Origin of the sequence: Aquimarina algiphila (assembly GCF_947494415.1) — a bacterium.
GTDB classification, from domain to species: domain Bacteria; phylum Bacteroidota; class Bacteroidia; order Flavobacteriales; family Flavobacteriaceae; genus Aquimarina; species Aquimarina algiphila.
The window spans coordinates 307,252-332,103 of record NZ_CANLVC010000009.1; the positions used below are offsets into that span (position 1 = coordinate 307,252).

25 protein-coding genes are annotated in these 24,852 nt (G+C 32.5%); 14 read left to right on the forward strand and 11 right to left on the reverse strand.

From position 1 onward, the window contains the following. Window positions 1-379 precede the first annotated feature (379 nt). Window positions 380-856 (forward strand): acyl-CoA thioesterase, encoded by a 477-nt coding sequence (locus PQF96_RS22780; protein ID WP_109435974.1) that lies wholly within the window; start codon window positions 380-382, stop codon window positions 854-856. Here PQF96_RS22780 and PQF96_RS22785 read toward each other — a convergent pair. Continuing rightward, the gene (locus tag PQF96_RS22785; protein WP_271768642.1) at window positions 848-1,741 is read right to left on the reverse strand and encodes a DMT family transporter; all 894 of its coding nucleotides are present in this window, start codon (window positions 1,739-1,741) and stop codon (window positions 848-850) included. The two genes, PQF96_RS22780 and PQF96_RS22785, sit on opposite strands and share 9 nt — an antisense overlap. 3 nt (window positions 1,742-1,744) lie before the next feature. After that, window positions 1,745-2,092: an arsenate reductase family protein gene (locus tag PQF96_RS22790; protein ID WP_109435972.1), complete on the reverse strand. Its 348-nt coding sequence runs from the start codon at window positions 2,090-2,092 to the stop codon at window positions 1,745-1,747. A gap of 162 nt (window positions 2,093-2,254) precedes the next feature. On the opposite strand from PQF96_RS22790, the gene PQF96_RS22795 reads away from it, so the two are divergent. The 3 genes from PQF96_RS22795 to PQF96_RS22805 all read left to right on the forward strand — a co-directional run bounded on the left by PQF96_RS22795 (window position 2,255) and on the right by PQF96_RS22805 (window position 5,222). Then, the gene (locus PQF96_RS22795; protein ID WP_109435971.1) at window positions 2,255-2,710 is read left to right on the forward strand and encodes a DinB family protein; all 456 of its coding nucleotides are present in this window, start codon (window positions 2,255-2,257) and stop codon (window positions 2,708-2,710) included. Between the two features lie 95 nt (window positions 2,711-2,805). Beyond that, entirely contained in the window at window positions 2,806-4,290 is a 1,485-nt protein-coding gene (locus tag PQF96_RS22800; RefSeq protein WP_271768645.1) for a serine hydrolase domain-containing protein, read from the forward strand. 83 nt (window positions 4,291-4,373) lie between these two features. Continuing rightward, window positions 4,374-5,222, forward strand: coding sequence for a hypothetical protein (locus tag PQF96_RS22805; RefSeq protein ID WP_109435969.1), 849 nt, complete (start codon window positions 4,374-4,376; stop codon window positions 5,220-5,222). 111 nt (window positions 5,223-5,333) lie between these two features. Here PQF96_RS22805 and PQF96_RS22810 read toward each other — a convergent pair whose 3' ends face one another. Then, window positions 5,334-6,113 carry a DUF3298 and DUF4163 domain-containing protein gene (locus PQF96_RS22810; RefSeq protein ID WP_271768648.1) on the reverse strand — a complete coding sequence of 260 codons (780 nt, stop codon included), beginning with the start codon at window positions 6,111-6,113 and terminating at the stop codon, window positions 5,334-5,336. Between the two features lie 114 nt (window positions 6,114-6,227). Between PQF96_RS22810 and PQF96_RS22815 the strand changes: the two genes are divergently transcribed. Then, window positions 6,228-7,367 carry a cystathionine gamma-synthase gene (locus tag PQF96_RS22815; RefSeq protein WP_271768651.1) on the forward strand — a complete coding sequence of 380 codons (1,140 nt, stop codon included), beginning with the start codon at window positions 6,228-6,230 and terminating at the stop codon, window positions 7,365-7,367. A 103-nt stretch (window positions 7,368-7,470) separates the two neighbouring features. Continuing rightward, a complete protein-coding gene (gene gdhA / locus PQF96_RS22820; RefSeq protein ID WP_143917608.1) occupies window positions 7,471-8,814 on the forward strand; it encodes an NADP-specific glutamate dehydrogenase in 1,344 nt (447 codons plus the stop codon). A gap of 66 nt (window positions 8,815-8,880) precedes the next feature. Here gdhA and PQF96_RS22825 read toward each other — a convergent pair whose 3' ends face one another. The 3 genes from PQF96_RS22825 to PQF96_RS22835 form a co-directional block, all read right to left on the reverse strand. Next, window positions 8,881-9,840 (reverse strand): M23 family metallopeptidase, encoded by a 960-nt coding sequence (locus tag PQF96_RS22825; protein WP_271768654.1) that lies wholly within the window; start codon window positions 9,838-9,840, stop codon window positions 8,881-8,883. Between the two features lie 128 nt (window positions 9,841-9,968). Then, complete coding sequence (locus tag PQF96_RS22830; protein ID WP_271768656.1) at window positions 9,969-11,297, reverse strand: M23/M56 family metallopeptidase; 1,329 nt, start codon at window positions 11,295-11,297, stop codon at window positions 9,969-9,971. Next, window positions 11,290-11,673 (reverse strand): BlaI/MecI/CopY family transcriptional regulator, encoded by a 384-nt coding sequence (locus PQF96_RS22835; RefSeq protein ID WP_143917611.1) that lies wholly within the window; start codon window positions 11,671-11,673, stop codon window positions 11,290-11,292. The genes PQF96_RS22830 and PQF96_RS22835 overlap by 8 nt, the downstream gene beginning before the upstream one ends. 207 nt (window positions 11,674-11,880) lie before the next feature. Between PQF96_RS22835 and PQF96_RS22840 the strand changes: the two genes are divergently transcribed. The 5 genes from PQF96_RS22840 to PQF96_RS22860 all read left to right on the forward strand — a co-directional run bounded on the left by PQF96_RS22840 (window position 11,881) and on the right by PQF96_RS22860 (window position 16,825). Next, a complete protein-coding gene (locus tag PQF96_RS22840; protein ID WP_160114130.1) occupies window positions 11,881-12,411 on the forward strand; it encodes a DUF4136 domain-containing protein in 531 nt (176 codons plus the stop codon). Window positions 12,412-12,416: 5 nt separating this feature from the next. Next, window positions 12,417-12,911 (forward strand): tetratricopeptide repeat protein, encoded by a 495-nt coding sequence (locus PQF96_RS22845; protein ID WP_109435961.1) that lies wholly within the window; start codon window positions 12,417-12,419, stop codon window positions 12,909-12,911. A gap of 71 nt (window positions 12,912-12,982) precedes the next feature. Beyond that, window positions 12,983-13,702 carry a DNA repair protein RecO gene (gene recO, locus PQF96_RS22850; protein ID WP_109435960.1) on the forward strand — a complete coding sequence of 240 codons (720 nt, stop codon included), beginning with the start codon at window positions 12,983-12,985 and terminating at the stop codon, window positions 13,700-13,702. A gap of 43 nt (window positions 13,703-13,745) precedes the next feature. Further along, window positions 13,746-16,112, forward strand: coding sequence for a TonB-dependent receptor plug domain-containing protein (locus PQF96_RS22855; protein WP_333968208.1), 2,367 nt, complete (start codon window positions 13,746-13,748; stop codon window positions 16,110-16,112). A gap of 77 nt (window positions 16,113-16,189) precedes the next feature. Further along, the gene (locus PQF96_RS22860; protein WP_333968225.1) at window positions 16,190-16,825 is read left to right on the forward strand and encodes an HAD family hydrolase; all 636 of its coding nucleotides are present in this window, start codon (window positions 16,190-16,192) and stop codon (window positions 16,823-16,825) included. On the opposite strand, the gene PQF96_RS22865 is transcribed toward PQF96_RS22860, so the two are convergent. From PQF96_RS22865 to PQF96_RS22875, 3 genes are all read right to left on the reverse strand, one after another. Beyond that, a complete protein-coding gene (locus PQF96_RS22865; protein WP_271768660.1) occupies window positions 16,822-17,316 on the reverse strand; it encodes a nuclear transport factor 2 family protein in 495 nt (164 codons plus the stop codon). The genes PQF96_RS22860 and PQF96_RS22865 overlap by 4 nt on opposite strands. Window positions 17,317-17,332: 16 nt before the next feature. Further along, window positions 17,333-17,869, reverse strand: coding sequence for a hypothetical protein (locus tag PQF96_RS22870; protein WP_109435956.1), 537 nt, complete (start codon window positions 17,867-17,869; stop codon window positions 17,333-17,335). Between the two features lie 130 nt (window positions 17,870-17,999). After that, window positions 18,000-19,037, reverse strand: a complete 1,038-nt coding sequence (locus tag PQF96_RS22875; protein ID WP_109435955.1) for a M12 family metallopeptidase — start codon at window positions 19,035-19,037, stop codon at window positions 18,000-18,002. 278 nt (window positions 19,038-19,315) lie between these two features. Here PQF96_RS22875 and PQF96_RS22880 point away from each other — a divergent pair, with 278 nt between their 5' ends. Further along, window positions 19,316-20,896, forward strand: coding sequence for a solute:sodium symporter family transporter (locus PQF96_RS22880; RefSeq protein ID WP_109435954.1), 1,581 nt, complete (start codon window positions 19,316-19,318; stop codon window positions 20,894-20,896). Between the two features lie 129 nt (window positions 20,897-21,025). On the opposite strand, the gene PQF96_RS22885 is transcribed toward PQF96_RS22880, so the two are convergent. Together PQF96_RS22885 and PQF96_RS22890 are read right to left on the reverse strand one after the other, a co-directional pair. Further along, complete coding sequence (locus tag PQF96_RS22885; RefSeq protein ID WP_271768663.1) at window positions 21,026-21,931, reverse strand: NAD(P)/FAD-dependent oxidoreductase; 906 nt, start codon at window positions 21,929-21,931, stop codon at window positions 21,026-21,028. A gap of 300 nt (window positions 21,932-22,231) precedes the next feature. Beyond that, the gene (locus PQF96_RS22890) at window positions 22,232-23,623 is read right to left on the reverse strand and encodes a hypothetical protein (RefSeq protein WP_271768665.1); all 1,392 of its coding nucleotides are present in this window, start codon (window positions 23,621-23,623) and stop codon (window positions 22,232-22,234) included. 91 nt (window positions 23,624-23,714) lie between these two features. On the opposite strand from PQF96_RS22890, the gene PQF96_RS22895 reads away from it, so the two are divergent. Beyond that, window positions 23,715-24,077, forward strand: coding sequence for a VOC family protein (locus PQF96_RS22895; protein WP_109435951.1), 363 nt, complete (start codon window positions 23,715-23,717; stop codon window positions 24,075-24,077). A 108-nt stretch (window positions 24,078-24,185) separates the two neighbouring features. Continuing rightward, a complete protein-coding gene (locus PQF96_RS22900) occupies window positions 24,186-24,851 on the forward strand; it encodes a DUF2461 domain-containing protein (protein ID WP_271768667.1) in 666 nt (221 codons plus the stop codon). Window position 24,852: the final 1 nt, after the last annotated feature.

Consider the following 24,852-nt stretch of genomic DNA (forward strand, 5'->3'; position numbering starts at 1 on the left):
AGTGAAGAGTATTAATTGTGGTTTCAAGATAAATAAGTGTTAAGTGAGTTGAGTTTGTGTTGATAAGAGAAAGAAGTGTTGTTTTTTGTGTGTAATAGTGTTGGTTTTTGATTCATTTTGTTGTGGGGCAAAGGTTCTTAAATAGATAAATAACATCATTAAATACATGGGTACATTAGGAGTACATTTTGTAAAATGAGGGTACTTTTGGCATACGATAGACATAATTAGAATATCAGGTGCGAAAAAAATAAAATCAGTTTTTTATTATCATTTTTTCGGCTTTTTATTATACCGTAGGAAGTAATATTTAACACAATAATATTATGCGTGCATAATCTATCTTTTGTATTTTCGCAGTTCAGAAAAATCAGGGAATATGTATATAAAAGATTTTGAAATTAGATGGAACGATATTGATGCTAATCGTCATTTAGCCAATAAAGCATATATAGAATTTGCAGCTCATACGAGAATGTCTTTCTTGGTAGAACAAGGATTTGATCAGCGCTTATTGGCCAAGTTTAATGTTGGTCCGGTTGTGTTCTATGAACATATCTATTATTTTAAAGAAGTTTTTTATGGCAGACCTGTTCGGGTTTCTTTAGAAGTGTCAGGATTAAGTGAGGATGGGAAATTTTTTGAATTCAGGCATAATTTTTATGATTATAAAGGAAGAAATTTTGCTCAGTGCGAGATGATGGGAGCATGGATGAATTTGGAGACTCGTAAACTTATTGCGCTTCCAGAAGAGATGCACCAGTTTTTGAATACAATAGAACGCCCAAAGGATTTTAAAGTATTAACCAAAGAAGATACTAGAAAATTTGCTAAGGTTCCAGTGGATTTAGTGTAAAGCTTTAGGTTTTTTGGTTACAAGATATACTCCGATAAAAATTAAAAGAGTAGCAACAATTTTGATAATATCCAAGGTGTCTTTGCCTAATCCAATCGCAAATATAGAAGCCAATAAAGGCTGTAGGTAAATAAATACAGCTACTGTAGTAGGTTTAAGTTCTCGAATAGCAAAAATATTGAGAATATAGGTCCCAAAAGTGGCAAAGAGAATAACATAACCAATTTTAAGGTATCCTTCTATGGGAATTATATCAGGCTGTACTTCTAAAAGTTGAGAATACCCAAAAGGTAAAACAAATAGAAAACCAATACCATACATCCATTTCATAAAAGTAAAAGGATGATATTTTTGAGTGATTTTTTTTACTACAATGATATAGCTGGCATAAGAGACTGCATTTACAAAAATCAGAAAATTTCCTAAAGTCGGGTTTGTTGCGGTAGCAGAGTTTCCGGTGGCGTATAAGATAATAAGCAATGTTCCCGAAAGTCCGACTAAAACCCCGAGAACTTTCAATGCTCTTATTTTTTCTTTTAAGAAGATTACAGCCAGAATTAATACGATCACAGGTGTGGTAACCATTAAAACGGAAGCACTTATAGGAGTGGTGAGATGTAAACCTTCAAAAAATGCCAACATATTTATACCTACTCCAAATAAAGATGCAGCGACAATTCTGGCAAAATCTTTACGTTCTATTTTTTCCTTTGGCCCTAAAAAACTAATTCCCCAAAATAGAATTGTAGCGCCCGCTATTCTCAATAGAATAAATCCAAATGGCTGAATATAAAAATGCATTACATCTTTAGCAATAGTATAGTTTGCTCCATAAAATATTGCCACAAAACTAGCTGCAATTAGTGCTAAAGTTCTTTTACTCATATGTTATATCACCAATTTGGCCGATTCTACTACTTTTTTGCTATTTCCTATAAAAATCTGATCATTAATGATAATCACCGGACGTTTTAAAAATGTATAATGTTCAAGAATTAATTTTTTATAATCTTCTTCTGTAAGACTTTGATTTTTGAGATCACGCTCTTTATATAATCGTGCACGTTTACTAAATAAGGCTTCATAACTACCTGCCAGTTGATGCATTTCTTCTATTTGATCTAAAGTAATTGATTCATTTTTGATGTCTTGTGACACAAAATCTGAAGATAGATTTAACTCATTGATAATGCGTTTACACGTGTCACAAGTGGATAGGTGATATATTTTTTTCACAGTTAATTATTTTAAGTATCAAAATCACTGCAAAGGAATTCATTTCACAATTAAAACTCATATTTTTGGCTAAAAATTATGAAATCATACATTCATTATGTTATTACTAATCAATATTGAAGTATGACTTTTGAAAAGCAATAAAATAAAGAGATAAATACCATGCAAGATCCAATTACAATTACTCGGGTAAATCGAAAATTAATCGAAAAGATACTAGATAATCATACATTAGAGCAGCTTAATAAAGTACCTGAAGGATTTAAGAATAATTTGATTTGGAATATTGCTCATGTTGTAGTGACACAACAGTTGTTAGTATATAATTTAAGTGGATTACCAATGATGATTGATGAGGAGATGGTCAATTTATATCGAAAAGGAACCAAATTCGAAAGAGAAGTCACGGCAGAAGAAGTGTTAAAAATAAAAGAATTGCTATTTAGCACTCTGGATAAAACCGAAGAAGATTTGACAGCTGAAGTTTTCAAAGATTATAACGAATACCCAACCAGTACGGGATTTGTGTTAAAATCTGTTCAGGACGCTCTAAATTTTAATAATTTTCATGAGGGAATTCATTTAGGATATATTCTGGCACTTAAGAAATCTGTATAACATCTATTTAAAGAGTATGAAGTGTTTCTTTCTAAAGGATTCTAACGGGAGTGATTCTGTAATTCTCTAATTATAAACGATTAAAAAGCACAAAAATGAGGTCACTAATAAAATATGCATTCATTACTTTGTTGACCTTTGGTTGTGCTAAAAAAGAAGAACTTCAATTTAATAGTTCAGAAAAATTTGAAAATGAACTTATAGAGTTGCAGAACTTTTTTAATGTCCCTGGTATTGCAGTGTCAGTGATAAAAGAGGATAAGACTATCTATCAGAACTATTTGGGGTATTCTGATTTAGAATCCCAAACTAAATTAGATAGTACTTATGTATTTCCGATAGCTTCTATTACAAAAGTATTCTCTGGTGTTTTGATGATGAAGTTAGTAGAGCAGCAGAAAATTTCTTTAGATGAACCTATACAAAAGTATGTTCCGCAAATGAATGTCCCAGACTCGATTTTGGTAAAACATGTTTTGTCTCATACCTCTCAGGGAGAAGTGGGAAAACAATTTTATTATAGTTCTAGATTCGGAATTTTAACAGCTATCATTGAGAAAGCTTCAGGAAAGTCGTTTAAGGAGTATATGACCTCAGAAATCTTTAAACCTCTAGCCTTACAAAATACCTATTTACTAAAAGACACTGTACAGATAAGTCAAAATAACTTAAAAATACCTTCTCCATATATTTTAGATAATGGTATAGAAAAAGGATTTATTGATTTTGGGTATTCTTCATCTGCTGGTATTATTACTGATCTAAATGATTTGAAAACTTTTAGCCTAGCTTTTGATCATAATAAACTCATTTCAGAAAGATCAAAAAATCTAATGCTTTCTGGAGTTAATGAAAATTTACCGTATGGATACGGAGTTTTTAATCAACAGTTTGATGACTTAAAATTAGTTTGGGCTTACGGCCAATACGATTGTTATTCGAGTTTATTACTTAAAGTACCTTCAAGAAACATCACTTTAGTATTGCTTGCAAATAATAATTTATTGAGTGATCCTGCACGATTAATTTATGGAGATGTTACTACATCACTTTTTGCTCTAAGTTTTATAAAAAACTATATCTATCAAATAGAAGATATGCCGCTATTAGAATCAGAAGAGTCTGGTAAAACTAAAGGAGATTATAAAAATGAGAATTTTTATACCAGAAAACTTTTGGCTCAAGCGTTAGCCTCATCGTTTATGGCAAGATTCGAAACAAAAAAAATGCAAACCAGCTCGATGTTACTAGAGAAGGTTTTTTCAGAATCTCCAGATTATTTAGAGTATGCAGACCTTAACTTGTTGCATAACCTTACATTTCTAAAGGATGTGGCATTTTATAAAGAATTAGGAGAGTTTAATCAATTTGATGAAAAAATTGAAGCTATTGGCGCAAAGGTGTTAAAAGAAGATCCTGAAAATCCATATGGCCATGTATATATGGGTGTTTATTATGATCGAAAAGGAGATATTAACAGGGCAAGATATCATTTTGAAAGTATTGTTAATGCTGATAATTTTTCAAAAAACTGGTATACTACTGAAGCAAAAAATTGGATTGAGACGCATAAGAATTAGATAGCTTTATTTAATATCAATAATTAAAAGACGAGAAGATTTTTTCTATATTCGGTTAAAAATAGAGAAAAGAGAGATAAAACATGGAGTATCTGGAAAAATTGGATTGGAGTTTGGTTTGGGGCGTAATTAAGGATACAATTGTTCCACATTCTGCCACATTAATCTTTAATACTATTTTATTTTTAATAGTTGGTTTTTTTCTATCGATCATTTACACTATTATTTTATCCAAAAAAAAAGTTCTCAAAAGAAAGCCTAAATATTATAATTGGGCAGTAAAACTATACATTCCAATACTTCTATGTGCATTTCTATATATTTTTGGACAAGTAGGTTTTATAAGAGGTGTCTACAAGATTTTGCACAAAGAAAAAGAACCTATTGTATCTAACGTGTATTTTATTACCCTGAGCTTTATTTTTAGATCAGAGGAAAATAAAAACACATTTGTTAAAGAATTACAAGCATCTGCAGAATATGCAAAGGATGGATCTGATTATTTGGTTGAGCTATTAAAAGTAACATCAACGAATTATAATTCAGGAATTTCGTTAATAGATCGTGGTAAAAATAAGATTTCTGTGTATCTAATTGAAAAATACGGAGACGACATTTATAAGACATGCCTCTATGCTATGCTTAATCTCGCTGGAGGAAAGGTTCATGCTGACATCAATGAGTCAATGTCTTATGATGAATTTAGTGCCGCAATGGACTTTTTATTAGATGTTGGATATAAAGAAATTGAAGTAGCTGTGCAGGATAAGTTAATGACGTGGCTTACTTCTTTTCTAGATTCTCAATACCATTCGATGGTGAAATCTCTTTTTATCATATTATTTATTATTATGAGTATACCTGTAATTGAATTTTTTATATACAAAAAGTGGATTGAACCTGGCCTAATTAAAAAAGAAATCAAGAACTAATATTTGTAAATGTATATATGCGTTTTGCGAAGCAAACTGGGCTATACATGAAACCTCAAAACAAATTTAGTTTAACTCCCACTCATCATAGTAATCTAACTCTATAACTTCTTATTGAACCTTAATAGCAAAAAACGATAGAACCTCTTCTTTGTTTAATTTCAGCTCAACAGGGCCTTCAGCGTATGAGTTAATTTCATATTGATTATAATATAAAACGACTTCTTTATCCGTAAAACCAATGTTCTCTGGTAAAGTAAATACATCGTTTTCAAAAAAGAAGCCCGTACTATTAATAGATTCTTCTTCCGGGATTTTATGTTGTGTTCTAAATACCTTTTCGGCGTAGCTCACAAAAGCATCATAATCTTTAAATAAGGATTTGTTTGCAATTCGTTTACCACTTTTTGTGTCGATATTAATATAAGAGATACTGCCATATCCATGCGCACCACCAGTAAAGACATATGAATCCATGACAACAGAGAGTAAGCCCTTGCATTGAAAACCAAGTTCGCAATTAATAGAAGCCTCATAAGGAACAGTTTCATCAGGAAATTCTTCGCTAATCTCCTGGTAAGATGTATTAAATTGATGAGCAGCTTCTTTTAATGTCTCCTGTGATGTCTGCTCACCAATATTTAATATACTGCAAGCAACTTGTTCAATTTCCTTATTAATGGTTGTCGAAATTTGGTTATCATCAATTACCTTAAGTAGATTGATTTCTAAAGAAGCGCAATCCACAACCTTACAATCGAGTAGGTCGTCTACGGTAAAATTTTCTTTCTCAAAAGTGAAGGATTCCTTGTTATTACAGCTATAAAAAACGATGAAAATTAGAAGGAAATAAATGAATGTAAAACGAGTGTTAGGTTTTCTGTTAATCATCTACTAAAGGTATTCATTGAAATATGATTAGAACGAATTAAATGATACATTTGTTCAGTTTTTTAAGATAAAAACGATCAAGTTAATTTTTTCTTCTTAATAATAGGGTGAGAAATGAAATTTAATACAAAAACGATACACGGAGGGCAACAGCATGACCCAGCTTATGGAGCCGTAATGCCTCCTATTTATCAAACATCCACGTATGCTCAAACTACTCCAGGGGGACATAAAGGATTTGAATATAGTAGAACCCACAATCCAACCAGAAAAGCATTAGAAGATTCTTTTGCAAGTGTCGAAAATGGAAAATTTGGATTGGCTTTTGGGTCGGGATTAGCAGCTATAGATGCTGTTATCAAATTATTGAAACCTGGTGATGAAGTAATTTCTACTAGTGATCTATATGGGGGAACGTATAGATTATTTACTAAAATATTTGAAGAATTTGGTATCAAGTTTCATTTTGTTGGTATGGAAAATGCTGATAAAATAGAACAGTACGTTAATGATAAGACCAAATTAATTTGGGTAGAGACTCCAACCAATCCAATGATGAATATTATTGATATCAAGGCGGTAGCTATGATATCAAAAAAACATAATATTGTATTAGCAGTTGATAATACTTTTGCTACACCATATTTACAAAGGCCTTTGGATCTTGGAGCCGATATTGTAATGCATAGTGCCACTAAATATATGGGAGGTCACAGTGATGTGGTTATGGGGGCATTAATTGTGAAGGATGAAAAAATTGCAGAACGCTTATATTTTATTCAAAATGCAAGCGGTGCTGTTTGTGGACCTCAGGATAGTTTTCTAGTCTTAAGAGGGATTAAAACATTACATATACGAATGCAAAGGCATTGTGAGAATGGAGAAGCGATTGCAAAATACTTGAAAAATCATCCCAAAATTGAAAAGGTGTATTGGCCAGGTTTTGAAGATCATCCTAACTATGATATCGCTGCAGCTCAAATGGATGGATTTGGGGGTATGATTTCTTTTATCACAAAAGGAAGTGATTATGATAAAGCGATTAAGATTGTTGAGAATCTGAAAATATTCACGTTGGCAGAATCACTTGGAGGAGTAGAAAGTCTAGCAGGACATCCAGCTAGTATGACACATGCTTCGATCCCAAAAGAAGAACGGGAGAAGACAGGAGTAGTAGATGCTTTGATCAGATTAAGTGTAGGAATTGAAGATGTAGATGATCTAATTGCCGATCTTGATCAAGCAATAGGTTAATTGATTATTAAATTAAAAAAAACAAACCTCTATTTTTAAGAATATCATATATTTGACGAAGTAATTCAACCATTAGATTAGAATCTATTAATTTTATTAACATATGCAAGCAAAGATAGATGCATTTATGGAAGAAGTAAAGGCTCGTAACTCACATGAGCCCGAATTCTTGCAAGCAGTACAGGAAGTTGCAGAGACTGTAATTCCGTATATAGCTTCAAACGAAATTTATAATGGTAAAAACATTCTGTTACGAATGGTTGAGCCTGAGAGAGCTATTATGTTTCGTGTACCATGGGTAGACGATAAGGGAGAGATTCATGTAAATAGGGGATATCGTATTCAGATGAATTCTGCTATTGGTCCTTATAAAGGAGGATTACGTTTTCACCCATCGGTAAATCTAAGTATTTTAAAATTCTTAGCTTTCGAACAAGTATTTAAGAATAGTTTGACCACACTTCCTATGGGAGGAGGTAAAGGTGGATCTGATTTTGATCCAAAAGGAAAGTCTGATGACGAAATTATGCGCTTTTGCCATAGTTTTATGAGTGAACTTTTTAGACATATTGGTCCAGATACCGATGTTCCTGCAGGGGATATAGGAGTAGGAGGCCGCGAAATAGGATTTTTATTCGGGATGTATCGTAAAATGCGTAATGAATTTACAGGAGTACTTACCGGAAAAGGCCTTACTTGGGGGGGATCATTAATCCGTCCTGAAGCTACAGGATATGGAGCGGTATATTTTGCGCAAAATATGCTTGAAACAAAAGGAGATTCTTTCAACGGAAAAGATGTTGTGATCTCTGGTTCTGGAAACGTGGCACAATATGCTGCAGAAAAAGCTACACAATTAGGAGCAAAAGTAATCACCTTATCAGATTCATCTGGATATATTTATGATGGCAATGGAATCGATGATGAAAAACTGGCTTTTGTAATGGAGCTTAAAAATATAAAAAGAGGACGTATCAGTGAATACATAGATAAATATCCATCAGCAGAGTTTCATAAAGGACAAACTCCATGGGGAGTGAAAGGTGATATCGCATTACCATGTGCTACTCAAAATGAATTAAATGGAGATGATGCAAAAGCTTTAATTGCTAATGGATGTATTTGTGTTAGTGAAGGTGCTAATATGCCAAGTACACCAGAAGCTATTGCGGCATTTCATGAGGCTAAGATTTTCTTTGCCCCTGGTAAGGCATCCAATGCTGGTGGTGTAGCGACTTCTGGATTAGAAATGACGCAAAATTCATTACGTTATAATTGGACTCGTGAAGAAGTAGACGACAAATTAAAACAAATTATGAAGGAAATTCATTCTGCATGTCTTGAGTATGGCTCAGATGGAAATGGATATATTGATTATGTCAAAGGAGCTAATATTGCAGGTTTTGTAAAAGTTGCAGATGCTATGCTTGCGCAAGGCGTGATATAATTTCATAAACATAAAGGTTAAAAAAACGGCTTAGAGTTTTCTCTAAGCCGTTTTTTATATCATATTTTATTCTATAATCAACTTTTGTCCGATTTTTAAAATAGCACTGCTTTTAATATAATTGGTTTTGCAAATTGTAGTAATAGGAATGTTATTTTTTAAAGCTATTCTAGACAGTGTATCTCCTCGTTTTACAATGTAAATCTTTTTTCGGTTTTTACGACTTCTAACCGCTTCTTCTTTAGTTGTAAAAAGGTTCAAAGTACTCTGCTTTTTATGGTTATGCAGGTATGAACGTGTCCATTTATTTGTGACCCAAATTTCTTTTGCTCTTACACTATTAGCTGCTGAAAATTCAAATAAATACTCTGGATATATTGCTATACCATGGTAATAAATGCCTAAATGCAAATGACTTCCTCTGGCATTACCAGAAATTCCTCCATAACCGATATGTTGTCCATACTTTACGGTGTCATTCGCTTTTACTGCATATTTAGATAAGTGCGCATACACTGTTTCTAAACCGTTATAATGTCTAACTACAACAGTTTTGCCATATCCGGTACTATATCTTGCAAAACGAACAATACCGCTAAACATAGAAAAAATACTGTCTCCGGTAATAAGATCTATATCAATACCATTGTGACCTCTACCATTTCGCCATCCAAATCGAGAGGTAATAACTTTGTTTCTTGTAATTGGAGAGCTATAACTACTATCTGAGAATTCTAATTTAATTGGGAATTTGGGTTTTATATTTTTATACGGATTAAAAACGGTAGTATTCCAATGATTTGCTTTAATGTCAATGGGCTTAATCAGTTTTGTAGAATCTAGAGGGATAGTATCTAATTTTAGAAAAAGTGAATCATCTGTTTGATTAAAAGCACTTTGTTTCAATAATTGATCCTGTACAGAAGTTTCAGGTTGATCCCTTATTTTTCCTATAATAGTATCATTTTGACTATATCCACTTGAGGAGATAAGAAAGAAAACAGTAAGGTAAAAAGGTAATTTCATAAAATAATATTGAATTTTAATGAGGTTGTGAAAAGGGCATAGATATCCTATTCTGCTTAAAAAAACAGAAGTAATTATCTGATTAAATGATTTTAAATTTAGAGTTTAAAGACTAGTCGTAGAAGGTTCTAATTTTTTATATAATCTATTGGATTTAACCAATTTCCGTTAAGCTTTACTTCGTAATGTAAATGTGGACCGGTAGAAAGACCTGTGTTTCCAACATAACCTATGATTTCTCCTTTTTTAATATGTTGCGTTTCTTTGCTATTAAAACTTTTTAAATGAGCATACCAGGTTTCATAACCTCCAGAGTGAGAGATAACAATTAAATTACCCCAATCTCCTTCCATAGATGCTTTTGAAATTATACCGTCGGCAGTTGCAATAACAGGGGTGCCTTCTTCTGCTCGTATATCAATCCCACGATGAATTTTTTTCTTGCTAATTTTTGGACGTCTACTATTAGAACCGTATTTACTACTGATGTCATTTATACTTCCATTTTGAACAGGGAAAAGGGAAGGAGGAAAATTTTCTATTTCAAATACTTCTGTTGTCGTATCCATAAAGGTGTGATCAACAGTTGGTTTTGTAAATGCAATTAAAAAGAGTGCACAAACAGGTAAAAGCAAGAGATATTTTAATTTTGCGATATTGTTAGATTTAGTTTTTGTCATCATATTTATTCTTTTTAATAGTATTGGGTGATTAAAATAACTATACAAATTATTTGGTTTTTCAACAGCTATACTTTGCAATAGCAATTGCATATAATGAGAGGTTTTAACTTTGTTTTTAAGTACTTGGTGATCTGCTTGAAATTCATGAATCGATTTTAATGATTTCCTGTAGAGATATACTGCAGGATTAAACCAAAAAAATGTTATGAAAAACTCAGCAATAATGAGGTCTAAGGAGTGCTTTAATTGTATGTGAGCTTTTTCATGTTCAATAATTAAATCATCATATTTTTCTAATTTTTCTTCTGGAGTAAATATCCAATTGAAATATGAAAAGATTTCAGGAACGTTGGTTGCTATTAATTTAAATCCTTCTTTCTGATATACTTTAGACGTACGTTTCAGTATAATTAACTTTCGAGTGGTAAAGAAGAATTTTAGCAAACATATTAGAACTCCAATACAATATAATGCCATTAAAAAAGAAAAATAAGTATAAGGAGTATCGGTCATTGGTTTTTCAATGCCATTACTTATGTTATCAGGATTAAGCGTTATGGTTTCGAATAGTTGAGGTACTTCTATAATTGTCGAATGTATTGGAGGAAACACATTGTCCATTAATGGTATAAAAACAGATATAGGAATTAATGACAATAATATAAATCTATTAAGTCTATGAAATGTAAGTTGACTTAAAACTAATTTATAAATTAGAAAAAGCGCTATAAAAAGTAAAGTCGATTGAAAAAAGTATACAATTAAATTATTCATTTTTATCTTTCAGGGTTTCAATTTTTTCTTCTATCATCAGTTTCATTTTTTCTAATTCACTAAGATTTAAATCTTCACTTTCGGCAAAGAATAAGGCAAATTTACTGGTCGAACCGCTAAAGAAATTACCTATAACTTGTTTAATGTGTTTTTTAAAATAGTGCTCTTTTGATATTGCCGGATGGTACTGCCGAATTTTACCATAGGTGTCATATTTTAAAAACTCTTTTCTAACCAATACTCTCACTACAGTAGAAATAGTGGTGTATGCGGGTTTGGGTTCTGGAAACTGCTCTACAATATCTTTAAGGAATGCTTTTTCTAGCTTCCAAACGTATTGCATAACTTGCTCTTCTGCTTTTGTTAGTTCACTCATAGGCGCAAATATAGGATAATATTTTAAATTATGACTATAAAAATAGTTATATAACTATTTTTATAGTCATATAGCTTGTTGCACCTTTTGATTCCTGGTTTTTTATGTTGTGATAGAAAGCACCTAGGCTTTGAAAAAGGTAAATCATTGGATCAATTTTAAGGTATATTATTTATGTTACGTATTTTTATAGTAAAACTGATTTTTATGAGGCTTATAGTTTTTATACTATTCATTATAGGGCTAACTTCTTGTGGAGTTACCAATACTAGTTATGATTATGACGAACAGCAAGATTTTTTGGTATACAAAACGTATGCATTTTATCCAGAAATGAATTCAGGACTTAGTGAGTTGGATCATAAGAGATTGATACAGGTAACAGAAAAAGTTATGGAAGTTATGGGGTTTGTCAAATCAGAAACTCCAGATATTTATATAAATTTTAAAACAACTACGGTTAAAGCCCCATCACGAAATAGTATCGGTGTTGGTTTAGGAGGCGGAGGCGGAGGAGGTGTCAATATAGGTATTGGAGGTTCCATTCCTATAGGTGGGCCAGAAACCTATCTTGAGCTCACCACAGATTTTGTTGATACCAAACGGGATGAATTAGTGTGGCAGGCGATAGCAGAGAAACGTTTTAACCCTAATGGCTCTCCTAATGCACATACAGACTTTTTTAGAAGAATAATCGAAAAATCTTTATCAAAATATCCTCCAAAAAAGAAAAAGTAGAAACTATGGATCACCTTACTAAACTTGAAGAAATGTTACATTTGGCCAATGATGATATCAAAAATGGGTTGTATGATGATGCTACCAACAAATTAGAAAAGATTATTGACATAGATCCTGGCTTTGGTAAAGCATATAATCATCTGGGATATCTGTATGAGGTAAAATTTAAGGAGTTTGATAAAGGGGAGACATTATATAAACTATGCTTAGAAAAATCTCCTATGTATCCAAGCGTCTATTATAATTATGCTGTTTTGTTATCTACATTAGGGAAATGGGATGAGCTTAAAGAACTTTTGGATACAGCAATGAATATACCTGGTATCGTTAAAGCCACAATCTATAATGAATATGCTATTATGTACGAGCAACAAGGTAAATTAGATAAAGCAATGGACTTTTACAAAAAATGTGCATTAAACACTTTAGATAAGAATACAGTTAATCGGGCAAAAGATTCGCTTGATAGGTGTAAAATGAAAAAGGAATTGTTATAAAACAATTGGTATTGAATTATTCCTTGATTTAAAGGATAATCTTCTTTTTTTAAAGTTATTTTTACCCGATTATGATTGTCCATTCTCCAGCAATAGTTATACACTCCTTACGATATGGAGAAGCAGATTTAATAGTTACATTGTTTACTAAGACAAGTGGATTACGTTCTTATTTATTAAAAAGAATTCTAAAATCAAAACGAGGTAAAATTAGGTCATCTTTATTTCAACCGCTTACCATATTAGAAATAGAAGCATTTCATAAAGATAAAGGTTCTTTAGAACGTATTAAAGAAGCTAAGCTTCATACTATGTATAAAACATTACATACAGATTATGTAAAAAGTGCATTGGTCTTTTTTATTTCAGAAATACTAAAGAATTCTATTCAGGAAGAAGAAACTAATATTGATCTGTTCGATTATCTCGAGACTGCATTTATTTGGTTGGACGAGCATGATACAATTGGAAATTATCATATTACATTTCTAATTAAGCTTACTCAATATCTTGGATTTTACCCAGATACATCAGGGATAGAGTCTGAGTATTTTAATATGCAGGAAGGTTTTTTTCAGACGACTAGCAGTAATGTGTATTGTGTAAAAGGAAATCATATAGCACAATTCAAACAATTTTTAGGCACAACATTTGAGGCAAGTATGAATATTAGACTCTCAAGGAGTATAAGAAGTGATATTCTAGCTATGCTATTAGTATATTTTGAGCTACATTTGCACGGTTTTAAGAAACCAAAATCACTTTCGGTTTTGAACGAAATTTTTAATTAGAATAATGAAGTTATTTGTGTCTTTTTTGTTAACTGTTTTTTTTGTGATACCTAGTGTTGCACAAAAGATAACAGTATACAGTTCTACTAATAACCAAGCTATTCCTAATGTTGAAATTTATAATAAAATTAAATCAAAAAGCGCAGTAACAGATTTTGATGGCGTTGCTGATATTTCTATATTTTCTGATACAGAGATATTATATTTTGCACATATATCCCATTTAAAAACTAGCCTTGTAAAATCGAAAATATTAAGATCAAATATTGTTTACTTAAAACCTGATGAAAATCAACTTTCTGAAGTTGTTATATCAGTATCAAAATGGGAACAGGAACAAAAAGATGTTACTCAAAAAATAGTAAGTATTTCTTCTAATGATATTGCCTTATCTACTCCTCAGACCTCTGCGGATCTTTTACAGAATAGTGGTCAAGTATTTATTCAGAAAAGTCAATTAGGAGGAGGTAGCCCAATCATTAGAGGTTTTTCTACCAATCGATTATTATTAGCGGTAGATGGAGTGCGAATGAATACTGCGATTTTCAGAGGAGGGAATCTACAAAATGTGATCTCTGTGGATCCTTTTTCTGTAGAAAGAACAGAAGTGATTCTTGGTCCCGGTTCGGTAGTTTACGGAAGTGATGCAGTAGGAGGTGTACTTAATTTTTATACGAAGCAACCCAAATTTGCAATAAGCGGTAAAAACAAAGTTAGCGGTAATGCATTAGTAAGATATGCAAGTGCAAGCAATGAAAGAACGGGACATATGGACTTTAATATTGGCTTGGAGAAATGGGCCTTTTTAACTAGTGCCAGTTATACAGATTTTGATGATCTTAAAATGGGAAGCCATGGTCCTGATGATTATTTGAGAAACGAATATGTAGAAACATTCGACGGAACAGATATCGTTATTCAAAATGATGATCCGAAAAAACAAGTTTTTACAGGATATGATCAATTCAATGTATTACAGAAAGTACGATTTGTTCCCACTGATAAATGGGAGTTTGATGCAAGTTTTATTTATACAGAAACTTCAGATTTTCCGAGATACGATCGTTTGATTAGAAGAAGTGATGGTAATTTAAGATCAGCAGAATGGTTTTATGGACCTCAAAAATGGTTTATGGGTAATGTGCAGGTTTCACATAAATCTGAGAGTAAGTTGTTTGATAAAATGAGAATTACAGGAGCGTATCAATATTTTGAAGAGAGTAGAAATGATCGTGATTTTGGTAGTACAATTTTATCGAGAACCAAAGAGCAGGTAGATGCATACTCTTTAAATTGGGATTTTGAAAAAAACTTTAATAAAAAGACAGCATTGTATTATGGGTTAGAATATGTATTAAATCAGGTATATTCTGACGGTTTTGAACGAAATGTTGAAACTAATGTATTATCAGATGCTCCCTCACGCTATCCTGATGGCTCTACTTGGCAATCTATTGCAGCATACGCAAGTATAAAGCATAAATTCAGTGAAAAATTAAGATTTCAAGGAGGATTACGATATAATCGAATTATCCTGTATTCAGAATTTGATGATACCTTTTTTGATTTTCCTTTTACCGAGGCCAATATTGATACAGAAGCAGTTACAGGAACTGCTGGATTAAGTTGGTTCCCTAACGATTTTATACATTGGAAACTTAATTTCTCTACTGCTTTTAGAGCACCTAATATTGATGATGTAGGTAAGATTTTTGATTCAGAACCTGGATCTGTAGTAGTGCCTAATCCAGATATAAAACCCGAATACGCATATAACGGTGAACTGGGAGTACGATTAAATTTGGATAAAAATTTATCTTTAGATTTAGCCACGTATTATACCTTATTAGATGATGCGTTGATTCGAAGAGATTTTAACCTTAATGGAGTAACAGAGATTGAGTTTGGAGGAGAGCTTAGTACAGTACAGGCAATTCAAAATGCGGCAAATGCCAGAGTATATGGTTTTGAAGCGGGCTTAGAATATAAATTTCTTGAGAGTTTTAAATTAACATCAAAATATACCTTTGTCGGCGGAGAAGAAGAATCAGATGACGGTACAATAGCCCCATCTAGACATGTTTCTCCTCAATTCGGGACTACCCGAGTTAGTTATGCGTTACCTAAGATAACTATTGATGCATTTGCAGTGTATAATGGTAAATTTAGTTTTGAAGATTTGGCACCTTCTCAGCAAAATAATGATTTCTTATATGCCAAGGACGAGAACGGAAACCCATATTCACCTTCCTGGTATACGCTTAACCTTAGAACGCAATATCAAGTAAGTAAAAATATACAAGGGATATTATCCGTAGAAAATATAACAGATCAAAGATATCGACCTTATTCTTCTGGTATTGCGGGAGCAGGGCGAAATTTTATTCTATCTGTAAAATATACACTTTAATAAAAATAACCTTTACTCTAGACTTGCTATAGAGAAGGGTTTAACCTAATATTTGTTTTCTGAAAAATACATTATTCATATTCGACATAGATGGTACGCTTACAGATAGTGTTCCTATGTATCTAATTTCGGTTACCAAATCATTAATGGCTTTGGGAATTTCTGATATCGATACAGATTATAATAATTATAAACATCATACTGATAGTTATGCTTTACGATATAACTATGAGCGTAATTTTAGAAAAAAACCTCCCAAAAGCTTATTAGGAGATTTTGAAGAGCATCTGATAGATCAAATGAAGAGGTTTGATCCAGTTCATGAAATTGAAGGAGCCATGACATTAATTCAGTTTTTCAGAGATAATGAAATTCCATTTTGTTTTGCTACAGGAGCTTTGCCAAAACCAGCAATTATGAAACTAGATCAGTGTGGTATATGGTATGATACATCTTTATTAGCTACTTCAAAAACACATGAATCCAGAGAAGGTTTTGTGATGGATGCGATAGAGCGAGCAAAAACTTTTTATAGCAAAGAACAATTTGATACTATTATCTCTGTTGGTGATGGCCTTTGGGATCTAAAAACAGCTCAAAACCTATCACTTGATTTTGTAGGGATCGGAGATAAAAACAAAGTAAGACTCATTGAAAACGGAGCAGAAAATTGTTTTTCAAATTTAACAGCGTTTAAAGAATGGCTAATCTAATTACTTTTAGCTCTTAGTTTTTTCATTAAATCAGTGTCAAATGTTTTTTTAAGCTCAGTGATCTCTTTTACATTTTCATTCGGAATTGCAATCGACAAAACATAATGTTTTATTTTCCAACCTTGGTTAGTTTTTTGAACTACACCACTTCCACGGCAAATCCCCATTTGAGTATCTAATAATTCATCAAACCAGGCAATGGACATATCATTTTCAACAAAAATATTTCTTTCGAGGGTTGAAAAACTCCATGCTTTTCCTTTGTCAAAATAAGGTTTAGAAAATGCTTTAAAGTCTGCATTAGTCCAATTTTCTGTAGGATCAGTTCCTATAAAAATTGCGTCTTTAGTCATTAAGCCAAAATAGGCATCAAAATTGGCATCTGCTGCGGCTTTATGCCATTGTTCTAATATGTTGTTGATTTCTGTTTTCTGTTGGGCAGAAGAGAAACTATATGTTAATAGTAAGAGAAACAATGTTAGTTTTTGCATAGGGATAATGTTTTGTTTATTCTTCCTCTTCTAAGTCTAATTTTTTAAGAAGTTCTTTTTCGATATTTTCAGGAATTGCTAATGACAATTCATTAAGCTGAATAATTAAACTATTATAGGCCTTAATCAACCTGGTATTAGCCTCCATTATTTTTTCTGAATCGGGATTTTTCTTTTCAGTAAGTAATCTTAATAAACCAGATTCTGTAGCAAGCACACCAATACGAGAGTTGATGGTATTTACATTTAAATCTTCAGAGAGATTTTCTTTAAATGTACCTATTAATACATTTATACTGTCTGCGTGTTTATTAATATAAAACGAATTTCCATTACGTAGAGATGTTACAAAATTTCTTAAGTTTTGGAAATCCTCAAAGTTCTCAAGACTTTTTTCTGCTTGAGGAGAAAGCTTTAAAGGCTCTAATTTGATTTTTTCTTTAGAAAGACTGTCCAGTTGAGCAACGGGTTTTTCTTCTTGGGTATTTGCGGTATTTTCGCTTTGACATCCAATACAAATTAGTAATATTCCTATAAAAAGAAATCGTTTCATTCTACGTTTTTAAGTAAGGACTCAAAAATAAGGTATTTATTACTGTGACCAAAAAAAAGACCTCGGATAGATTAATATCCAAGGTCTAAATATATACTTTTAATAGAGTTATGATTCTAGCTTTTAATCCTTAAGCGTAGTACCATGCCCCGTTTCTATATACAACTTCTCTCCAGCCGTTACTAGAAGTATAGTAGTACCACTTATCATTATAACGATATACTCTTAAGCCGTTTACAGTATAATATTGTCCATTTGCATATGTTGGCTCTCCGCCGCCGCCTGTACTAGATGGGTACATTTGACTTATCCCTTGCAAATCTGCAGAAGACAATGCATTTCTTTGCACAGAATAAGAGCTACCATCTTTTTTAGTAATTGTTGGTTGTCCATTTTTAGAGAAAGATGTAGGACCATACATCATTATAGATCCAAAATCTAATGAACTTGTGTATTCATCACCATCTCTTCCTTGCTCAGCATAAGTTCTAAAATTAAACTCTTTTCCAGATTGGATATTTTGAAAGTTGATAGTGATATATTGATTTCTATCAGCTCTACTTTGTTCGTGCCAAAGACCTACAGCATGACCAATTTCATGAATAGTATTTCCCGTACTACACCCATTGGCAAGAGTAATATTTTGTCTTCCACCTACCATTCCTACACTAGAAGAACATCCTCCTCCAGATCTGAAATAGATATAATTTCTTTGATTTGTTCTTCTAACAAACCTAAGATTAGTGTTGTTTTCCCAGCTTGCGATTGCATTAGTGACTCTCGCTTGATTCGGAAGGTCACTGGCAATAGTGTAATATACCGTATTGTTTGGCCATCTTCCTCCGGTTCTCCCTACACTTTTTGCTTGATTTGGATCTTGTCCTTCTTCAAGAACAATATTGGTTGCACTTTTAAAGATTTGATTTTCGGGCATTACAATATCTCCTTCCAGGATATTTTGACCGTTAATTTTTTCATAAGTAACAGCCAATCCTTGAAAAAACCCTTCTTCGATAGTTCCTGATTGATCTGCAAAAGCCTTTTCTGCTCCGTCAAATTTTAAAACTTCTGGTTGTAAGGATTCTAGTTCTGAGATTGGTTCGTTGTCCGAACATGCGACCATAGCTATCGCTGTAGCTAGCAATAGCATCGATTTACAATTTTTCATTTTGTTGAGTTTGTAGTTATTAAATTATGTGTTAAATAACCGCAAAAGTTTTGAGTTATTACCTTTTTATGAAAAATTAACATTTTTTTAGTAAACAAAACTGAGTTTTCGTGCTTATGAAGGTAGGAAGATGAAACCAAGGAGCAATTACTTATCTCATGATGTAATAAATAGAAGGTTTATACAATAAGCTTTTTAAATTAACATCTTAAGGAAAATTTGTAAATGGTGAATTAAAAAAATCCTAATATATTTAAAAAATTAAAAACGCATAAATCATGGGCATACTTTCCTTTTTAGGATTTACATTACTTGTTGGTATTATTTCTTACATAGCAACCAGAAAAACAGATGAAAACACATCAGATGGATATTTTTTGGGAGGTAGAAGTCTTACAGGCGTTGTAATCGCAGGTTCTTTATTACTTACTAATCTTTCTACCGAACAAATTGTCGGGCTTAACGGACAAGCATTTACCGAGGGGATTTTGGTAATGGCTTGGGAAACTCTAGCGGCTATTGCAATGGTAGTTACTGCTATATTTTTATTGCCTAGATATCTTAAAGGAGGAATTACTACGGTTCCTCAGTTTTTAGAAAGACGATATGATACTACCACCAAAGCAATAGCATCAGGATTGTTTCTTACAGGTTATGTAGTTGTGTTTCTGCCTATTGTTTTGTATTCTGGATCCTTAGCTATTAGTACTATGTTCGATGTTCCCGAATTATTAGGAGTGTCTAAAACTATGTCAATTTGGATTTGTGTTTTTGGAATTGGAATTACAGGTTCAATCTATGCTATTTTCGGAGGTCTTAAAGCTGTTGCTGTTTCTGATACGATTAACGCAGTTGGATTATTGATAGGAGGAATTATGATTCCCATTTTTGGATTACTTCATATAGGAGATGGAAGTCTTACTGGAGGATTAACGACATTGCTGAATGATAACCCCGAGAAATTTAATTCTTTAGGTTCTGGTGAAGCTTCTGTACCCTTTGCAACGATCTTTACCGGGATGATGCTGGTACAATTGTTTTATTGGGGAACGAACCAAGCAATCATTCAGAGAGCACTGGGAGCAAAAAACCTAAAAGAAGGGCAAAAGGGATTGATATTAGCATCTTTTATTAAGATTTTAGGTCCTTTAATTGTAGTGCTTCCCGGTGTAATTGCGTTTCATATGTTTGGGGATACGCTTACTAATGCCGATGAAGCATATCCAACTCTGGTAAGTAAAGTATTGCCTTTGTCCCTGGTAGGCTTTTTTGCGGCTGTTCTTTTTGGAGCAATACTAAGTTCATTTAATAGTGCTCTAAATAGTTCTGTTACTTTATTCGGAATTGATATCTACAAAGAATATATCAATAAAGAAGCTTCTGAGCGACAAGTGGTGAAGGCCGGTAAATTATTTGGAGTGGTATTGGCGCTGTTGGCGATGTTTATAGCTCCGTTTATTGCAAATGCTCCTGATGGGTTATTTGGATATCTGCAACAAGTAAATGGATGTTATAGTATTCCGATCCTAACTATTATTGTAGTAGGGTATTTAACCAAAAATGTACCTGCTATTGCTGCAAAAATTGCCATTGTTTCGGGTGCAATACTATATTTGATTTATGTGGTATTGGATAGCACAGTTATGAAAGATCAGTTTCCTCATTTCTTACATGTTATGGCTATTCTTTTTGTATTAAATATTATTATCATGCTTATTATAGGAAAACTCTTCCCAAGAGAAGTGCCTTATGAACAACAATACACTAAAGAAGTCGACATTACTCCCTGGAAGAATGTGAAAATAGTAGGAGGATTAATCTGTGTAATTGTCATAGGAATCTATATTTATTTTTCATAGAAAATACTTTTCTCTTCGAGATAAAGCTCAAACTACATATACCCCTTAGTTTAAGTGTAAAAGAGGATAGGTTACATGTAACCTATCCTCTTTTTTTATTGTTAAGAATTATTTAGATAGTTCTACGTATTAAAATTCCTCTTGAATCAAATAGTTGTTTATATGTACTCCTGTTAGAGTACCAGAAGAAACTGCAAGTGAAACCGTTCTTTTATTAGAATTATCACCGCATGCATAGACACCTTCGACGGTAGTCTGGTGAGAAGTGTCTATTTTGATTAAACCTTCTTCTGTTAATTGACACCCAAGTTTTTCAGGGATATCACAATGTTGCTCGAATTGTGGTCCGGAGTAAATCGCTTCGACAACAGTTTTTGATTGATCATGAAAAGTAATGTGTTGTAATTTTCCATTTTCATGCACTATAGCATCAACCTCTTTTTCAATAATTTCAATATTATTTTTCTTAATTTTTTCTGTTTGCTCGTTTGTAAGTGTTGATTTGCCGTTGGTAAAGAGTATTAGTTCTTTTGTCCAGTTGGATATTAGCTGAGCATAATGAAAAGCCATATCACCATTTGCTAAAATACCGGTTTTTTGGTTTCTAACCTCGTAGCCATGGCAATACGGACAATGTATAACCGATATTCCCCAACATGCTGCAAAACCTTCAATATTTGGCATGATATCTCGTAACCCTGTGGCAAATATTATTTTTTTGGAAAGGAATAACGCTCCCGACTGGGTTTCAATTTCGAAGCTGTTATTGGTTTTTTTTGCAGTAGTGGCAAGATCTGCAAAAAATGATACCGTATTGTATTGTAGCACTTGCTTCTTTGCAATCGAAGCGATTTCTGAGGGTTTTTTTCCGTCTTGAGTGATAAAATTATGAGAATGAGGCGTTTGTCGATTGCAAGGTTTTCCGCTATCTATGATCAAAACGGTTCTAAGAGATCTACCTAGAGCCATGGCGGCAGAAAGTCCTGCGTAACTTCCGCCAATAATAATTACATCAAAATTATTGTTATCTATCATTGGGTTTTTTTTGTCAAAGATAATAATTATTACTTTATTGCGACATAGTTGCATTAATAAAATATGATAAGGAGAACTACATAATCGAAATAGGAAATTTTGGATGTTTTAAAATTATCTGGAGCTGCTTTAAATTATATAATGATACAGTCTCAAGTTAAACACAAGTATGGATAGAGCTACCATTTATTGGGTGTGAAATAGGTTTTGAGAAAGATTTGCCAAAATTTGTGTTACGCTGCTTACTTTCCGGTATTTATATTGTGTAGTATAGCATTGTAGTGCAAGAAAGAAAGCTATTTAGCATTTTTTAAATATCCATTCTGTAAAATCTACATACCCCAAAATATGATCAGGGATAGGATACTCTTCGAGTTGGTCATTAAGATCAATAAAAGCTTTTCTTTTTTCTATAGCATCATATTCAACAGTTTTTGATAAAAATTTTAAGATAGTTTTTTCATAGAAAACTATGTTTTTTTGTTTTCTTAATTGTTTTTTCATAGAATCAATTAGGTAGCGTAATGTAAATCCATTGCCTAATTCATAATGTACAAGAAGGTTGAGCCAATACGCATGTGTGATTAAATCTTTGCGATCTTTTTTTGTTTGATGATTCAGGATATCATTGATCCATTGCAGTGCTTTTTTGTAATCTTCTTTTAGGAAGTAGATATTAGCAAACTGAAAACGAAATGAAAGCCAATAGTTGTTAGGGACCAGAGTCTTATGTGTGTTGATGAAGGTCTGAATTTCATTAATTACTTCATGAGTGGTGTGTAGGTCTTTTAGATTTCTATGGATCTCGAGTTCGATATTGTAGAGTCGCAATGTTTCTTTTATTATAGCTGCAGAGATGGTAGTTATTGTTTGGGCTTTTTGTTTTAAAAGAAGAATTCTCACAAATGCTTCTTTATATTGTTTATTAAACACCAGAAAACCAAGAAGATTATTATTAACAGAGAAATACATGGCAAAATATTCCTTTAGTAATTCTGGGCTCTGTTCCCATTCTTTGATTAAGTTTTCTAACGTTTGCCTTGCTTTATCTGTGTGTTTAGACAAGAGCTGTTTCCTGTATTTATGAAGGGTTTTGAGTGTTTTGTTTTGAAGAGAAACACTTTTTTTATGTGATAATGAGAATTGTGCAGGATCTACATTAGCTAGTAATAAATCGATATACTCATTGGTAGAGTCAAGAGTGTCTTTTTGTTTTTCTATGATGGTTTTTAATGTTGTGAAATCCTGAGGATATAGGGCTTGGTGTACTTTTCTTTTCCAGTCTTCTATATGAAATAACAACATGTCTTGTTGAAAGTTTTTAGCTTTCTTTTCTGCGCGATTTAATTCACTTTTGCAGATTGAATATTGTCCTTTGTGATACAGAATTTCTACGTTACGTATGATGTCCATAAGTTCTGCATTTTTTGAAATTCTAGAATGATAGCTTCGCAAAGATTGTAAAATGCGTTGTTTCAGGTAGTTTTTTATTGTTGTTAATTGAAGAACGAAGGTTTTATCTTTAAAAAGCGTTTTGATTTTTGTTTCATCATAGATTTTTTGTGCTTCTATAGCATCAAAGAGATGAAGGTATTCTGCGGATTCATTTCCTTGTGCACTTAATTTAAAATATCGTTTTTCGCTTTTGGTTAATGACTTGATTAGATAAAATAATTCTTCGTTTTTCTTCATTTTAGAAACCTATGTTTTTACAAAAATATAATTTTTTTGATTCATATGATCGTTTACCTTTGAAGTATTAGAAACCAATAAATTATACATCATGTCAAATGCAATTAGCTGGTTTGAGATACCAAGCACAAATTTTGAAAGAGCAATAAAATTTTACAACGAACTTTTGCAAGCCGAATTACAGCCTATGGAAATGGATTTTAAAATGGCATTCTTTCCATACAAAGATGGGGGAGTAGGAGGTTGTGTTACCCATGGTAATGGTAATAAACCTTCACAAGAAGGTACATTTGCATACCTTAATGGGGGCGATGATCTGTCTGTACCTTTGGCTAGAGTAGAAAAAGCTGGAGGAAAAATTCTTATGCCTAAAACCTCTTTAGGAGAAAATGGTTTTATGGCTATTTTTCTAGATACCGAAGGAAATCGAGTAGCTTTTCACTCTATGAAATAACTCTCTTGTAGTTTAAGTTAATTTTGATATACATTTTATTTAGAGCTTATCGAAGTTGTCAAGATAGTATCTTCGATAAGCTCTATGTTTTCTCTTAAATTTATTACCATGCATTATTTTACAGAAGACTTTGTTGCTTTTTTTAAAGATTTGGCAAAGAATAATCACAAGGACTGGTTTCACGAAAACAAAAAAAGATATGAAACTAGCATAAAAAAACCCTTCGAAGTATTTGTTGGAAAATTAATTGAAGAAATCCAACAATACGACACTAACATAGTGGTTCAACCCAAAGACTGTATGTTACGAATTAATAGGGATATTCGATTTTCTAAAGACAAATCACCATATAATCTTCATTACACAGCTTTTATCTCGAGAGAAGGGCGTAAGGATAAAAGTATTCCTGGTATTTTTTTACGTTTTTCGCCAGAAATGATAGGGATTATGGGTGGATGTTTTGGGCCATCTAAGGAGCAGTTACATAAGATAAGAACTACAATCAATAAGGATGCAACAACATTTAGAAGCCTGTTAGAGCATGCCGATTTTGTACAAAAATTTGGAGAGATCAGAGGAGAAACTATGAAACGTATTCCTAAAGAATGGCAAGAAGCATGTAAAAAAGAACCTCTGATCGCAAATAAACAATTCTATTTTGTAGGTGAAGAAGCTTCAGGATTAATTAGTAGCGAAAATCTTCTTGAAGAGATTATGGAATATTGGCATACCATGCGTCCTGTAAATGAATATTTATTAAAAGCAATTCAGTAAT